The organism is Aggregatibacter segnis ATCC 33393, from assembly GCF_900476035.1.
GTDB classification, from domain to species: Bacteria; Pseudomonadota; Gammaproteobacteria; order Enterobacterales; family Pasteurellaceae; genus Aggregatibacter; species Aggregatibacter segnis.
Window position 1 is genome coordinate 1,567,133 of the sequence record NZ_LS483443.1, and the last position, 16,429, is coordinate 1,583,561.

The window sequence follows — 16,429 nt, forward strand, 5'->3', positions numbered from 1 at the left end:
ATGACTAAAAGTTTAGACGAAATTGCAAAACAGTTAAGAGATTCCGATAAAAAGGTTAATCTAATTTACGCCTTTAATGGAAGTGGAAAAACCCGTTTATCAAAAGCCTTTAAGAATCTTATCGCACCTAAAGAAAATCATGGTAATGAAGAAGAGCTAACACGAAGAAAAATACTTTATTTCAATGCGTTTACCGAGGATTTATTCTATTGGGATAATTATATTCTTAATGACGCTGAATCTAAATTAAAGATTCAACCAAATTCTTTTATTCGTTGGTTGATTAAAGATCAAGGGGATGAAGGCAAAGTGATTGGAAAATTTCATCATTATTGTGATGAAAAACTTATGCCTAAATTTGATATTGATAATAATCAAATTACATTCAATTTTGCACGTGGAGATGATACACCTGAAGAAAATATAAAACTATCTAGGGGGGAAGAAAGTAATTTTATTTGGAGTATTTTTCATACGTTAATTGAACAAGTTGTTGCTGAATTAAATATTTCTGAACCAACAGAACGCTCTACTAATGAATTTGATGAACTTAAATATATTTTTATTGATGATCCAGTAAGTTCATTAGATGAAAATCATCTTATTCAGTTGGCGGTTGATTTAGCGGAATTAGTCAAAGATAGCCCCAATACTATAAAATTTATTATCACTACACACAACCCTTTATTCTATAACGTTTTATATAATGAGCTTGGAGCAAAAAGTGGTTATATTCTAAGAAAAGATGAAAATAAAAATGAAAACGAAAGATTTGATATAGAGGAGAAACAAGGTGGTTCAAACAAAAGTTTCTCCTATCATCTTTTTCTACGAAATCTACTTGAAAAAGTTGAATCTAAAGATATTCAAAAATATCATTTCATGTTACTGAGAAATTTATATGAAAAAACTACCAACTTTCTTGGTTATTCAGGATGGTCAAATCTATTACCCAATGATGATGCAAGACAAAGCTATTACACTCGTATAATCAATTTTACTAGTCACTCTACGTTATCAAATGAGATAATCGCTGAACCAACAGATGCCGAAAAGAAGATTGTTAAATATTTACTTGAACATCTAATTAATAATTATGGTTTCTATATAGAAGAAAAGATTAAAGAGCCACAAACTGATAATACAACAGAGTAAAAATATGAACGACTTAATCATCTACAATACCGATGATGGCAAATCTCACGTTGCTTTATTGGTTGTCGAAAATGAGGCTTGGTTGACTCAAAATCAGATTGCGGAACTTTTTAACACCTCTGTACAAAATATAACCACCCATATGCAGAACATATTACAAGACAAAGAGTTAGATGAGTTTTCAGTTATTAAGGATTACTTAATAACTGCCCAGAATGGTGAGCAATATCAGGCAAAAACATTGTAAATAGATACTAAAGATTTAGAAATTTTAGAAAACTGGCAAAAAGATCTGAAAAAGCAAAAACATTAATAATTAAGGAACCACTCATGACCCAATACAAAACCATTGCCGAATCCAACCATTTTATCGTTTTAGATCAATATAATAAGCTTGTAGAAGAGCCTAATGCTGGTTATCAAACAGAAGGAAGCCTTGAGCGTGAGTTTATCCGTGATTTGCAGGCACAAGGCTATGAGTATTTACAGGGGCTCAATAACCATGATGCGTTGGTCAAAAACTTACGGACACAGTTACAACGCTTAAATAACGTGATTTTCTCCGATGCGGAATGGCGACGTTTTTTAGAGGAATATTTGGATAAACCCAGTGATAGCCTAATTGAGAAAACCCGTAAAATCCATGATGACTATATTTATGATTTTGTGTTTGATAATGGACGCATTCAGAATATTTATCTGCTAGATAAGAAAAATCTTGCCAATAACACTCTGCAAGTCATCAATCAATTCGAACAAACCGGCAGCTATGATAATCGTTATGATGTGACAATTTTGGTGAATGGTTTACCGCTTGTGCATGTTGAATTGAAAAAACGCGGTGTGGCTATTCGTGAAGCCTTTAATCAAATTCATCGCTATAGCAAAGAAAGCTTCAATAAAGAAAACTCTCTCTTTAAATACATTCAGATTTTTGTCATTTCTAATGGAACAGATACTCGCTATTTTGCCAACACTACCAAGCGCGATAAGAATAGCTATGAGTTCACAATGAATTGGGCTACGGCAAAAAATACCTTAATTAAAGATTTAAAAGATTTTACAGCGACCTTCTTGCAAAAGCATACCCTGCTTAATGTGTTGGTGAATTACTGTGTGTTTGATGTTTCCGACACCCTATTGATTATGCGCCCGTATCAAATTGCCGCCACCGAACGTATTTTATGGAAAATTAAAAGTTCTTATTTGGCTAAAAATTGGAGCAATAAAGAAAGTGGCGGCTACATTTGGCACACCACCGGCTCCGGCAAAACGCTCACCAGCTTTAAAGCTGCACGCCTTGCAACGGAATTAGACTTTATTGAAAAAGTATTCTTCGTAGTAGATAGAAAGGATTTGGACTATCAAACCATGAAGGAATACCAACGCTTTTCACCGGATAGCGTGAATGGTTCGGAAAATACGGCGGGGTTAAAACGCAATATCGACAAAGACGACAATAAAATCATTGTTACCACCATTCAAAAGCTCAATAACCTGATGAAATCGGAAGATAAATTACCGATTTACGATAAACAAGTGGTCTTTATCTTCGATGAATGCCATCGTTCTCAATTTGGTGAAGCGCAAAAAAATCTAACGAGAAAATTTAAAAAATACTATCAATTTGGTTTTACCGGTACGCCGATTTTCCCAAGTAACGCATTAGGTGCAGAAACCACGGCAAGTGTTTTTGGCATTGAACTTCACTCTTACATTATCACCGATGCGATTCGTGATGAAAAAGTACTGAAATTTAAAGTGGATTACAATGATGTTCGTCCACAATTTAAGAGCATTGAAACCGAAAAAAGTCTTGAAAAACTGACCGCACTTGAGAAGAAACAAGCCTTTTTACAACCTAAACGTATCGAGCAAATTGCTCAATATGTTTTAGATAATTTCAAACAAAAAACCCATCGTTTTAATGCGGGTAATCATGGCTTTAATGCCATGTTTGCCGTAAGCAGTGTCGATGCGGCTAAAATCTATTACGAAACGTTCAAACGGTTGCAAAGTGCGGTTAAAAATCCACTTAAAATTGCGACAATTTTTTCCTTTGCCGCCAATGAGGAGCAAGACGCAATAGGAGATATTGCCGATGAAAGTTTTGAAGTAGAAGCGATGAATTCTACTGCCAAAGAATTTTTAAAATCAGCCATTGACGATTACAACAGCTATTTTGCAACAAATTACGACGTGGATGGTAAATCCTTCCAAAACTACTACCGTGATTTAGCCAAACGTGTCAAAAACAAAGAAGTGGATTTATTGATTGTCGTTGGGATGTTTTTAACCGGTTTTGATGCGCCGACATTAAACACCTTATTCGTAGATAAAAACTTACGCTACCATGGTTTGATTCAAGCTTATTCACGTACAAACCGCATTTATAACAGCACTAAAAGTTTTGGCAACATCGTGACCTTCCGTGATTTAGAACAAGACACCATTGATGCCATTACGCTTTTCGGTAAGTCCAATACACGCAATGTCGTATTGGAAAAAAGTTATCAACAATATATGGAAGGCTTTACCGATGCCGGTGTTGCTTGTCGTGGATATGTTGATATTGTAACTGAGCTAAAAGAAAAATTTCCTGATCCAAGTGAAATTCAAACGGAAAAAGATAAGAAAGACTTTGTGAAATTATTTGGTGAATATTTGCGGGTTGAAAATATTCTGCAAAATTATGACGAATTTGCCGCTTTGCAAGCTTTCCAATCGCTTGATACTACGGATGAAAAAGCTGTTGAAGCCTTTAAAGAAAAGTATTATTTAACGGATGACGCTTTTGCTGAAATGCGGCCTATTGATATACCAAGTGAACGCAATATTCAAAATTATCGCTCTACTTACAATGATATTCGCGATTGGCTCCGTCGTCAAAAAGAGGGCGAGGAAAAAGCAAAATCAACGATTGATTGGGACGATGTGGTGTTTGAAGTGGATTTATTAAAATCCCAAGAAATCAATCTGGATTACATCTTAGAATTGATTTTCGAACACAATAAGAAAACGAAAAATAAATCTGAACTCATTGATGAAATTCGCTCTATCATTCGAGCAAGCCTAGGAAATCGAGCAAAAGAAAGTTTGATTGTGGATTTTATTAATCAAACTGACTTGGATAACATTGCCGACAAAGCCGGCATTATTGAGTCGTTCTTCCAATTTGCCCAAAAAGAGCAACAACAAGAAGCCGATGAATTGATGAGCAGTGAAGGACTGAATATTGATGCAGCGAAACGTTATATTAACGTTTCATTAAAACGTGGCTACGCCAGTGAACAAGGCACGGATTTAAATGACGCACTCCCTAAAATGAGCCCGCTTAATCCACAATACCTCACAATAAAACAACGTATATTCCAAAAAATCGCCGCATTTGTTGAGAAGTTTAAAGGGATTGGAGGAAATCTCTAGTCAAATAAAAAAGTGCGGTTGAAATTCAATCTATTTTTTCACCGCACTTTTGATCCCCCAAAACATCTTCGGCTCCGTTTTTAATTCAAAATTTGATCTCGCGCACAAATTTTAATAAATGCCTATTTCCGCCCATAGAAAAATCTTCTTTATTTATAACCAGTTATTTAATGTCAACTAAGAGATAAAAAAATATATCGCTTGAATTCTTTATCTCAACACATTATCTTGTGCCCAATTTTTTGGCTTGCAACTATATGTTGTGTTTTGGGTATATATCTAAGGAGTAGCGTCTTTCATGAATAAAGCATTAATGGTCACCAAACGTGACGGCACACTGGAGCCGATTAACCTCGATAAAATCCACCGCGTGATTACCTGGGCGGCAGAAGGACTGGACAATGTCTCCGTGTCGCAAGTGGAATTGCGTTCTCACATTCAGTTTTACGAAGGCATTCGTACCTCTGATATTCACGAAACCATTATCAAAGCAGCTGCAGACTTAATCAGCAAAGATTCTCCGGATTATCAATACCTTGCCGCACGCCTTGCGGTGTTCCATTTGCGTAAAAAGGCTTACGGCCATTTCGATCCGCCGCGTTTATACGATCATGTGAAAAAATTGGTGCGCATGGGCAAATACGATCATGCCTTATTGGATGATTACACCCGTGAAGAATGGGATGAAATGGACAGTTTTATTGACCATTGGCGCGACATGACCTTCTCTTATGCAGCTGTGAAACAATTAGAAGGCAAATATCTCGTTCAAAACCGCGTGACCGGTGAGATCTACGAATCTGCCCAATTCCTCTATTTATTAGTGGCGGCAAGCCTGTTCTCCAAATACCCGCAAGAAACCCGTTTGGATTATATCCGTCGTTTCTACGATGCAACTTCTACCTTCAAAATTTCCTTGCCAACCCCAATCATGGCTGGTGTACGTACGCCAACTCGCCAATTCAGCTCTTGCGTGTTGATTGAATGTGGCGACAGCTTGGATTCCATTAACGCTACAGCGTCCGCCATTGTGAAATATGTGTCCCAACGTGCTGGTATCGGTGTAAATGCCGGTGCGATTCGTGCGCTGGGTAGCCCAATTCGTGGCGGCGAAGCGTTCCATACCGGTTGTATTCCGTTCTATAAATATTTCCAAACTGCCGTGAAATCTTGCTCCCAAGGCGGTGTACGTGGCGGTGCGGCAACCGTGTATTACCCAATTTGGCACTTAGAAGTAGAAAGCTTGTTGGTGTTAAAAAACAACCGTGGTGTGGAAGACAACCGCGTGCGTCACATGGACTACGGCGTACAGCTGAACAAATTAATGTATCAACGCTTAATCAAAGGCGGCGACATTACCCTATTCAGCCCGTCCGACGTGAAGGGACTTTATGAAGCGTTCTTTGCGGATCAAGACAAGTTTGAAGAACTTTACGTACAATACGAACAGGATCCATCCATTCGTAAACGTACCGTGAAAGCCGTGGAATTGTTCTCTTTATTAATGCAAGAAAGGGCATCCACCGGTCGTATTTACATTCACAACGTGGATCACTGCAATACCCACTCGCCGTTCGATCCGAAAGTGGCACCGGTGCGACAATCCAACCTGTGCTTGGAAATCGCCTTGCCAACCAAACCGTTAAGCCACATTAATGATGAACAAGGCGAAATCGCCCTTTGTACCCTTTCCGCCTTTAACTTGGGCAAATTGGACAACTTAGACGAGCTAGACAATTTGGCGGATCTTGCCGTACGCGCATTGGACGCTTTATTAGATTACCAAGATTATCCGGTGATTGCGGCAAAACGCAGTTCCCTAGCCCGTCGTTCTTTAGGTATCGGCGTCATTAACTACGCGTACTACTTGGCGAAGCACGGCGTGCGTTATTCTGACGGCAGCGCCAACGATTTAACCCACCGCACTTTCGAAGCCATTCAATATTACTTATTGAAAGCCTCCATGAACTTGGCGAAAGAACAAGGCGCATGTGAATATTTCCACGAAACCACTTATGCACAAGGCATTTTGCCGATCGATACGTACAAAAAAGACATCGATAGCTTAACCTCCGAGCCGTTGCATTACGACTGGGAAAGCCTACGCCGCGATATTCAAGAATTCGGTTTGCGCAACTCTACCCTCACCGCCCTCATGCCGTCGGAAACCTCTTCTCAGATTTCCAACGCCACCAACGGTATCGAACCGCCACGCGGCCATGTGAGCGTCAAAGCCTCGAAAGACGGTATTTTGAAACAAGTGGTGCCGGATTATGAAAACCTCGGTGAAAACTACGAATTGCTTTGGGACATCCCAGGCAACGACGGCTACTTGCACTTGGTCGGCATCATGCAAAAATTCGTTGACCAAGCCATCTCCGCCAACACCAACTACGATCCGAAACGTTTTGAAGACGGCAAAGTGCCGATGAAAGTGTTGTTAAAAGATCTGTTAACCGCTTACAAATACGGCTTAAAAACCCTCTACTACCAAAACACCCGTGACGGTGCCGAAGACAGCCAAGAAGATTTAGATGATGGCTGTGCTGGTGGGGCGTGTAAGATTTAGTTTTAAGGATATAACATGATAATTTCATTATCTTTTAGCTCTAAATTTTTAACTGGTTATTCTAAAAGCTATTTAGAAGAGTTTATTCGTTTTTCTCAAAATAAAGTGGCTGAAATTTATCCTGATTGCCAATTAAAAATTAGATCTTTAGGACAAATTTATGTGTCATCCGTAAATCTGTCAGAATTAACTTACATTGCCTATCCAGCAATGGAAGAACCGATTCGTACAATTTGTATCACTATAGGGCGATTGTTGCCCCAATTATGGGAACAATTTGTAAAAGAAAACCCATCCGATAGCGCAAGCGTCCACGCTTGTGCTAAGCAAATAAACTAAAGGCACAAGCGAAGACGCTTGCGCCAGCATAAAAAAACATTTTAAAAACTGACCGCACTTTACTCATAAGATTAAAGGACAAAAAAATGGCATACACCACTTTCTCACAAAACAAAAACGACCAGTTAAAAGAACCGATGTTCTTTGGTCAAAACGTTAACGTTGCCCGTTACGATCAACAAAAATATGAGACCTTTGAAAAGCTCATTGAAAAACAACTTTCCTTCTTCTGGCGTCCGGAAGAGGTGGATGTGTCACAAGACCGTATCGACTATGCGGCGTTGCCTGAGCATGAAAAGCACATTTTCATCAGTAACTTAAAATATCAAACCTTGTTGGATTCCATTCAAGGTCGTAGCCCAAACGTGGCGTTGTTGCCGTTGGTATCCATTCCTGAATTGGAAACCTGGATCGAGACCTGGACGTTCTCCGAAACTATCCATTCCCGTTCTTACACGCACATTATTCGTAACATTGTAAACGATCCGTCTATCGTGTTTGACGATATCGTGACCAACGAAGAAATCATCAAACGCGCGCGCGATATTTCTTCTTATTACGACGATTTAATCCGCGACAGCCAACTTTACAGCCTGTACGGTGAAGGCACTTACACCGTGGATGGCAAAGAATGTGTCGTCACCTTACGTAATTTGAAAAAACAACTTTACCTGTGCTTAATGAGCGTGAATGCGCTTGAGGCCATTCGTTTCTATGTGTCTTTCGCCTGTTCTTTTGCCTTTGCAGAACGTCAATTAATGGAAGGCAATGCGAAAATCATTAAATTCATCGCTCGTGATGAAGCGTTGCACTTAACCGGTACGCAGCATATTTTAAACATTATGGCGGCAGGTCAAGACGATCCTGAAATGGCGGAAATTGCCGAGGAATGCAAACAAGAAGCCTACGATTTATTCTTAGCGGCAGCAGAACAAGAAAAAGACTGGGCGGATTATTTGTTTAAAGATGGTTCCATGATCGGTTTGAACAGAGACATTTTGGTGCAATATGTGGAATACATCACCAATATCCGTATGCAGGCAGTCGGTTTGCCATTGCCATTCCAAGCGCGCTCCAACCCGATTCCTTGGATCAATGCGTGGTTAGTTTCCGACAACGTACAAGTAGCCCCGCAAGAAGTGGAAGTGAGTTCTTATCTTGTAGGTCAAATTGACTCCAAAGTAGATACAAAAGATTTCGACGATTTCGATCTATAATCTTTCATATCGCTAAAAGTGCGGTGGATTTTTCGAGTGTTTTTAAACGCCGGTAAAATCTACCGCACTTTTTTATTTATCAAGGATTGCCTCCTCTACTCACTAAAACAAGCATGTAATCCTTTCATAAAAATCACCGCACTTTTATCTCTTTCTTCTTCACAAAATATATTTGATAGCCGTCACAATTTTGTTAAAAAAATGTTTCTAGTTTATTAAAACAATGCTAATAAATAGCAGCCATGGAGGACATTTATTATGCAAACACAAATCCCTTTCTTCGCTAAATATAAAAGCCTGATTATTCTTGTTTTGGATTTTATCTTGATGTTGGTGCTAATCAACACATTGCCCTTCTCACCAAAGGAAAACCGTGGCTTGGCCTTGCTGACGTTCATCGGTATTTTGTGGTTGACAGAAGCCTTTAATATTACGGTGACCTCGCTTATGGTGCCGATTCTCGCCATTGGTTTAGGGCTCATTAACACACAGAAAGCCCTTGCACCTTTTGCTACCCCGATTATTTATATGTTCTTCGGCGGCTTTGTGATTGCGGCGGTATTACAAATTCAGCAACTGGATAAAATCATTGCGAACTACATCGTGCGACTCGCCAAAGGCAATTTAAAACTTTCCGTGGCGTATTTATTTGGGGTAACCACCTTTTTATCTATGTGGATCAACAATACTGCTGTCGCGGCAATGATGTTGCCACTCACCATCGGGATGTTAAAAGGGCTGAATGCAGAAAAAAATTATCGCCTGTATGCGTTTACCTTATTAGGCATGGCGTTCTGTGCCAGTATTGGTGGCATTGGCACTTTAGTCGGTAGCGCTCCTAATGCCATCTTGGCCTCTCAAATTCAAGTGACTTTCACCGAGTGGTTAGGCTATGGCTTCCCGGTAATGCTGTTCTTGCTACCTTCCATGCTCTTTGCCCTTTGGGTGATTTTACGTCCCAATTTCCAAGTTGAATTTTCCCCTTCTCTTGAAAAAGTCTCTTTCACCAAAAAGAACATCATCACTCTCGTTATCTTCAGCGTGATGGCATTACTGCTTCTGTTTAGTTCACTCATCAACCCGTGGTTCTCCGGTTTACTGGGCTTAGAGAAAAAAATTGATAGCTTCGACAGTATTATCGCCTTAACCGTCGTGGTGATTATCGGCGTAACCGGTGTAGCCAAATGGAAAGAAATTCAAGAACGTGTGGAATGGGGCGTGTTAATGCTTTTCGGCGGTGGTTTAACCTTGAGTATCGTGATGAAAGACTCCGGTGCCAGTAAAATCATGGCAGATACCATTGTGCAATTTACCAATGAAAAACCGCTGTGGGTGCTTTGTTTCGTCGTCAGCGCATTCATCATCTTCCTCACAGAATTCACCTCTAACACCGCCAGCGCAGCATTGATCATGCCGATTGTGATTTCAGTGGCGCAAACCTTAAACTTGCCACCAATCGCCCTCGCTGCCATCATCGCCTGTGGTGCAAGCTGTGCCTTTATGTTGCCAATTGCTACACCGCCGAACGCTATCGTGTTCGCGACAGGCCATGTCAAACAAGTGGATATGGCAAAGGTCGGCTTTATTCTCAATCTTTTCTGTATCGGAATAATTGGCGGCATGGCATATTTCGTGTGGATCTAATTTCGATTACAATACGCCCAATGCTATTTAGAGCAGTTTTTTAACTGCTCTTTTTTATTTTAATGATCATGAAAATTCATTTATTACACAGCCGTCAAACCATCGAACACGATAATCAAATCCCGCTCCTCAATCGCTTGGAACAACATGGCATTTACCATGAATACCAATGCCGCAGTGGCTATTGCGGTTCCTGCCGAGTAAAAATAAAAAAAGGCAAAGTGTCCTATGCGGAAACACCGTTAGCCTTTTTACAACCAGATGAGATTTTATTGTGTTGTTGTCAGGTAGAAGAAGATTTGGAGATTGAACTTTAAAAACGCCGTAAAAAATGACCGCACTTTGATCAATGAAGCTGAACAAAAAAGGGGCTTTACTCGCCCCTACTTTTATAGATTATTCAAATCCAACACATCCGTCATATCAAACAAGCCTTTGTCTTTTCCTTCAAGCCATTTCGCGGCACGCACGGCGCCGTTAGCAAAGGTCATACGGCTGGAAGCTTTGTGAGCAATTTCAACGCGTTCGCCGATATCGGCAAACCAAACGCTATGTTCGCCAACCACATCGGAAGCGCGAATCGTAGAAAAGCCGATTTCATCTCGTTTACGTTCACCGATAATGCCGTCACGGCAAAATACGCCGTGGGTTTTCAAATCACGCCCCAACGTTTTGGCAATGTGCTCGCCCATGGAAAGTGCGGTACCGGACGGCGCATCAACTTTGTGGCGATGGTGTGCTTCAATGATTTCGATGTCGCAATAATCGCCCATCACTTTGGCGGCTTTTTCCAATAATTTAAACACCAGATTCACGCCCACGCTGAAGTTAGAGGCAAACACAACGCCAATATGCTCTGAAGCGGCTTTAATCGCTGCTTTGCCCGCGTCATCAAAGCCTGTCGTGCCAATAATCATATTTTTTTGATTCGCCACACAAAATGCCAAATGTTCCAAGGTGCCTTCCGGACGGGTGAAATCAATCAGCACATCGAATTGTTCTTTTGCCGCGTTTAAATCATCGCCCACTTGAATGCCTAAGTTGCCAATGCCTGCCAACTCACCGGCATCTGCGCCCACCAATGAGGAGCCTTTACGCTCAAATGCCGCACCTAATGCCACGCCTTCTGCGTTTTGTACTGCTTGAATCAACTGACGTCCCATGCGTCCGCCTGCGCCTACGATGGCAATTCTTAACTCCATAATCTTCTCCGATTTAAACTAACTCATGATATTCAACGCACCACTGTAAATTAAGTATGCGCCAAATAAAATAAAAATCACGCCTGATGCGTTATCCATATAGCGACTATATCGGCTATAAAAACGTTTTGCAAAGGGACGTGAAAATAAGAGGGAAATCACATAGAAATAAACAAAGGTTTCTATCGTGATAAGCAAAAGTGCGGTCAACATTTGCTGCGTTTCGGTGATATTGACGAGGACAAAAGACATCACGCTGCTGAAATAAATCACCACTTTGGCATTGGATAAATTCACCAACAAACCTTTGATGATTTCATTTTTAGACGCGGTGTTTTGTACCAAATTGCTTTCATCAAATACCGCATTGGTTGTGATACGAGCCATTTTCACACCGAGATAAAACAAATAGCTACCGCCCAATGCCATGACAATGCCTTGCAACGCCGGCATCGTTTTAAACACAATCGCCAAACCTAACACCGCAGCCGTTGCCCAAATGGTGACACCAATCGTGATGCCAATCACACCATAAATTGTGGTTCGCCGAGAATGTATTGCCGCAGCACGGCTGACATAAAAGAAATCGGGCCCTGGCGAAAGCAATCCCATTAAATGAACGAACATTAAATGTAACATGATGTCGCTAGATAAAATGCGCTAAGGCGAGAATGACGAGAATGCTATAACCTGCTGCCAAAATATCATCCACCATAATGCCAAAACCATTGGTAAGTTTTTCATCGAAATAGCGAATCGGATAAGGTTTTAAAATATCAAATAGACGGAAGGTTACAAACGCAATCGCGCACCAAAATAAAGACACTTGCGGCACGGCTAACAGCACCAAGAAAACGGCGACAATTTCATCCCACACAATACTGCCATGATCATGTACGCCCATGTCGTGGCTAGTGCGTTCGCATAACCAAATGCCAAGAAAGAAACAAAGTGCGGTCAATATAAAAAACGTTTTTGCACCGAGCCAAGGCAATAATAATGCGCCAACGATCACGCCAACCAAACTGCCCCACGTGCCGGGCGCCGGGTGCAATAAACCGGAGCCGAAACCCAATGCGAGAAAATGAATAGGATTACGTAACGTCACCCGTTCAAGGGGATTTTGTGGTGCAGTCATAATAAAAGACCTATTTAAAATGATCGAAACCGCCGTGAGTGACAATCTCTACCGGCTGGCCGTTACGTTGAAATTGAATGCGCTTTTTGCCGGCATGGCGAATTTGTCCAACACAGGTATAAGATATGCCAAGATGCGCCAAGGCTTTTTCTAATTTCGCTTTATGGCTATCCGGCACGGTAAAACATAACTCATAGTCTTCACCGCCCGATAAGGCAAATTGCTCCGCTTGTTCCGCACCGAATTCATCAATTAATTGAGGGGAAAGTGGGAGTTTGTCCAACTCAATCACCGCGCCGCATTGGCTACGCGTTAAAATATGCCCAAGATCGGCAACCAACCCGTCTGAAATATCCACGGCGGCATTCACAAAACCGGTCATGGCCAGTTCCATGCCGAGTAGGACTCTTGGTGTAGGATGTAAATGGCGACGAATTAAATATTCTTGCGCAGAATTGACCGCACTTTTGCCTTGTAACAAGAAAGACAAGCCCGCAGCGCTATCGCCCAAGGTGCCGGATACATAGATCCAATCGCCCACTTTGGCGTGATGGCGACAAAGGCATTTGTTCTTCGCCATAATACCTTGCGCGGTAATGGTGACGCTTAACGGACCTTTGGTTGTATCTCCACCAATTAAATCCACGTTGTAATGATCAAGGATATCAAAAAAACTTTCGCTGAATTCTGCTAACCAATCATGATCAATTTTTGGCAAGGTTAAGGCTAATGAAATCCAAGCCGGCTCTGCGCCCATAGCAGCAAGATCGCTTAAATTGCACGCAACGGCTTTATACGCCAAATCGGCAGGACGAATATTCGGCAGGAAATGGACGTTTTCCACCATGGTATCGGTGGTAATCGCAAGATGCTGATTAGGATTTAATTCGGTGACGGCACAATCGTCACCGACAGAAAGGAGGACATCTTTACGAGGCACACGTTTAGAGGCGGTAAAATAGCGTTGAATAATATCAAATTCACCCTCTGTCATTGTGCCTCCTTGTCTCAATGAAGATTAACGTCGTACAACCGGTGCGATTTTATCCAACACACCGTTGATGTATTTGTGGCTTTCATCTGCGCCAAACACTTTGGCGACTTCGATCGCTTCGTTGATCACCACTTTATAAGGCACATCCGCCTCAAATTGCAGCTCATACACCGCTAAACGCAAAATAGCTTTTTCGATTGGATCCAGTTCCTCTAAACCACGATCCAAGTAGCCTTGCATGGTGCGCTCCACTGCCTCCACATTTTCCACCGTTTGGCGGAATAATTTACGGAAATACGGGGTGTCCACGCCTTTCATGTCCTGTTCGGTCATGAAATTGAGTTCCACGATTTCCGGTGAATTTTGTGAAACCGCCCAAGAATATAAGGCTTGAACGGCACATTCACGCGCACGACGACGAGGAGAGATTTTTTTTACTTGTTCCGTCATTGTCACTTACGCTGCCTGAATTTGATTTAAAAGATTCACCATTTCTAACGCAACCAAAGCTGCTTCCGCGCCTTTATTGCCTGCTTTGGTGCCCGCGCGTTCAATGGCTTGCTCAATATTTTCCGTGGTTAATACGCCGAACGCCACCGGAATGTCAGATTCCATCGCCACTTTGCCTAAACCGCTGCTGGCTTCGCCTGCCACATATTCAAAGTGCGCTGTGCCACCACGAATCACCGTGCCTAAAGCCACGATGGCATCAAATTTTTTGCTTTCCGCCAAACGACGCGCAACTAATGGCAATTCATACGCGCCCGGCACGCGAACTAAAGTGATATTTTCGTCTTTTACTTGACCGACACGTTTCAACGCATCAAGAGCACCTTCCAAAAGACTTTCATTGATAAAACTGTTAAAGCGTCCGATAACAACGGCAACTTTCGCTTCTGGTGCAGCAATATGACCTTCTAAAATTTTCATGTGATTTCCTTTGTAAGATGAATAAAAAAGAGTGCGCGGATTCTAGCATAAAATTCATTTTCTGGCAGTAAGAAAAAGCCAAAGTGCGGTTAAAAAACACCGTTTTTTATAACCGCACTTTATTGCTAATTAGCATTGCCAATCAGACAGAATTAACGCCAAGCTTTGAATTGATTAATCAAGCCGTTGGTTGAACTGTCGTGGCTTTCAATTTTATCGTTCGTGACCAATTCAGGCAGGATTCGGTTAGCAAGTTGTTTGCCCAATTCCACGCCCCATTGATCGAAGCTGTAAATGTTAAACAACACGCCTTGTACGAAAATTTTGTGTTCATACATGGCAATCAACGCCCCTAAACTAAACGGGGTGATTTTTTGTAACAAAATGGAGTTGGTCGGTTTGTTACCGGTGAACACTTTAAATGGCACGATATCTTCCACTTCCGCCAAGGTTTTACCCGCTTTTAAGAATTCTGCTTCCACTTGTTCTTTGGTTTTACCGAACGCTAAGGCTTCGGTTTGCGCAAAGAAGTTGGAAAGCAATTTGTTGTGATGATCAGACAACGGATTATGGCTTTGCGCCGGAGCAATGAAATCACAAGGAATTAATGTGGTGCCTTGGTGAATCAATTGATAAAACGCATGCTGACCGTTCGTACCCGGTTCGCCCCAAATAATTGGACCGGTTTGATAACTGTCGATCACTTTGCCATCACGGCCGACATATTTACCGTTAGACTCCATATTGCCTTGTTGGAAATAGGCGGCAAAACGGTGTAAATATTGATCATACGGTAAAATTGCTTCCGTTTGTGCGCCCAAGAAGTTGGTGTTCCACAAGCCCACTAAAGCTAGCGTTGTCGGAATATTTTGTGCTAACGGCGCACTGCGGAAATGTTTATCCATTTCATGCGCACCGCTTAATAACGCTTCAAAGTTTCCAAAACCGATAGAAAGCGCAATAGACAAACCAATAGCAGACCATAAAGAATAACGACCGCCAACCCAATCCCAGAATTCAAACATATTGTTGGTATCAATGCCGAATTCTGCGACCGCTTTTGCATTGGTTGAAAGCGCTGCAAAGTGTTTTGCCACATGGGCCGGATCTTTTGCTGCGGCAAGGAACCAATCACGAGCAGACAAGGCATTCGTCATGGTTTCTTGGGTGGTAAACGTTTTGGATGCCACTAAAATTAAAGTGGTTTCCGGATTCACTTTTTTCAACGTTTCAGCAATGTGTGTCCCGTCCACGTTGGAAACAAAATGCATGGTTAAATGATTTTTATACGGGCGCAACGCTTCGGTCACCATGTAAGGGCCAAGATCGGAACCGCCGATACCGATATTGATCACATCGGTAATAGCTTTGCCGGTATAACCTTTCCATTCACCGGAAATCACACGTTCACAGAACGATTTCATTTTCGCAAGCACGGCATTAACTTCCGGCATCACATCTTTACCATCCACGAAAACCGGCATATTGGAACGGTTACGAAGTGCGGTATGTAATACGGCACGATTTTCCGTACGGTTGATTTTTTCGCCGTTGAACATGGCTTCTTTGGCTTCGGTTAAACCACATTCTTCGGTCAGTTGACGCAATAAACCGAGCGTTTCTTGGGTCAGGTTATTTTTGGAAAAATCGACCAAAATTTCGTTGTTAAAGGTTAACGAATAGTTGGCGAAACGATCTTTCTCTTGCGCGAATAAATCTTGAATCGTTGTATTTTTGCGTTGCGCATGATGTTGGGTTAACGCTTTCCATGCGTTCGTTTGGGTTGGATTGATATTTTGCATAAGCACTCCTTTA

14 protein-coding genes and 1 pseudogene are annotated in these 16,429 nt (G+C 41.6%); 8 read left to right on the forward strand and 7 right to left on the reverse strand.

From position 1 onward, the window contains the following. From DQN58_RS07620 to yfaE, 8 genes and pseudogenes are all read left to right on the forward strand, one after another. The gene (locus tag DQN58_RS07620; RefSeq protein ID WP_006718406.1) at positions 1-1,155 is read left to right on the forward strand and encodes an AAA family ATPase; all 1,155 of its coding nucleotides are present in this window, start codon (positions 1-3) and stop codon (positions 1,153-1,155) included. A gap of 4 nt (positions 1,156-1,159) precedes the next feature. Next, positions 1,160-1,393: pseudogene (locus DQN58_RS07625) on the forward strand (hydroxyacid dehydrogenase); the annotation flags it as partial. Positions 1,394-1,485: 92 nt separating this feature from the next. Next, positions 1,486-4,581 carry a type I restriction endonuclease subunit R gene (locus DQN58_RS07630; RefSeq protein WP_006718409.1) on the forward strand — a complete coding sequence of 1,032 codons (3,096 nt, stop codon included), beginning with the start codon at positions 1,486-1,488 and terminating at the stop codon, positions 4,579-4,581. 298 nt (positions 4,582-4,879) lie between these two features. Continuing rightward, positions 4,880-7,150 carry a class 1a ribonucleoside-diphosphate reductase subunit alpha gene (nrdA, locus tag DQN58_RS07635; protein ID WP_006718410.1) on the forward strand — a complete coding sequence of 757 codons (2,271 nt, stop codon included), beginning with the start codon at positions 4,880-4,882 and terminating at the stop codon, positions 7,148-7,150. A 15-nt stretch (positions 7,151-7,165) separates the two neighbouring features. Continuing rightward, complete coding sequence (locus DQN58_RS07640; RefSeq protein WP_006718412.1) at positions 7,166-7,489, forward strand: hypothetical protein; 324 nt, start codon at positions 7,166-7,168, stop codon at positions 7,487-7,489. A gap of 86 nt (positions 7,490-7,575) precedes the next feature. Next, positions 7,576-8,706: a class Ia ribonucleoside-diphosphate reductase subunit beta gene (gene nrdB, locus DQN58_RS07645; RefSeq protein WP_005700384.1), complete on the forward strand. Its 1,131-nt coding sequence runs from the start codon at positions 7,576-7,578 to the stop codon at positions 8,704-8,706. Positions 8,707-8,964: 258 nt separating this feature from the next. Continuing rightward, a complete protein-coding gene (locus DQN58_RS07655; protein ID WP_006718416.1) occupies positions 8,965-10,350 on the forward strand; it encodes an SLC13 family permease in 1,386 nt (461 codons plus the stop codon). Between the two features lie 68 nt (positions 10,351-10,418). Further along, positions 10,419-10,667 carry a class I ribonucleotide reductase maintenance protein YfaE gene (gene yfaE, locus DQN58_RS07660; RefSeq protein ID WP_032998152.1) on the forward strand — a complete coding sequence of 83 codons (249 nt, stop codon included), beginning with the start codon at positions 10,419-10,421 and terminating at the stop codon, positions 10,665-10,667. Between the two features lie 72 nt (positions 10,668-10,739). Here yfaE and dapB read toward each other — a convergent pair whose 3' ends face one another. From dapB to pgi, 7 genes are all read right to left on the reverse strand, one after another. Next, positions 10,740-11,552 carry a 4-hydroxy-tetrahydrodipicolinate reductase gene (gene dapB, locus DQN58_RS07665; RefSeq protein WP_006718418.1) on the reverse strand — a complete coding sequence of 271 codons (813 nt, stop codon included), beginning with the start codon at positions 11,550-11,552 and terminating at the stop codon, positions 10,740-10,742. Between the two features lie 18 nt (positions 11,553-11,570). Continuing rightward, positions 11,571-12,191, reverse strand: coding sequence for a LysE family transporter (locus tag DQN58_RS07670; RefSeq protein ID WP_006718419.1), 621 nt, complete (start codon positions 12,189-12,191; stop codon positions 11,571-11,573). 7 nt (positions 12,192-12,198) lie between these two features. Further along, positions 12,199-12,690 carry a phosphatidylglycerophosphatase A family protein gene (locus DQN58_RS07675; protein WP_006718420.1) on the reverse strand — a complete coding sequence of 164 codons (492 nt, stop codon included), beginning with the start codon at positions 12,688-12,690 and terminating at the stop codon, positions 12,199-12,201. Positions 12,691-12,700: 10 nt separating this feature from the next. After that, complete coding sequence (gene thiL, locus DQN58_RS07680; protein ID WP_006718421.1) at positions 12,701-13,684, reverse strand: thiamine-phosphate kinase; 984 nt, start codon at positions 13,682-13,684, stop codon at positions 12,701-12,703. A gap of 24 nt (positions 13,685-13,708) precedes the next feature. Next, positions 13,709-14,134 carry a transcription antitermination factor NusB gene (gene nusB, locus DQN58_RS07685; RefSeq protein ID WP_109103870.1) on the reverse strand — a complete coding sequence of 142 codons (426 nt, stop codon included), beginning with the start codon at positions 14,132-14,134 and terminating at the stop codon, positions 13,709-13,711. Positions 14,135-14,140: 6 nt separating this feature from the next. Continuing rightward, positions 14,141-14,614: a 6,7-dimethyl-8-ribityllumazine synthase gene (gene ribH / locus DQN58_RS07690; protein ID WP_006718423.1), complete on the reverse strand. Its 474-nt coding sequence runs from the start codon at positions 14,612-14,614 to the stop codon at positions 14,141-14,143. Positions 14,615-14,766: 152 nt separating this feature from the next. Continuing rightward, entirely contained in the window at positions 14,767-16,416 is a 1,650-nt protein-coding gene (gene pgi, locus DQN58_RS07695; RefSeq protein ID WP_032997893.1) for a glucose-6-phosphate isomerase, read from the reverse strand. Between the last annotated feature and the right edge of the window lie 13 nt (positions 16,417-16,429).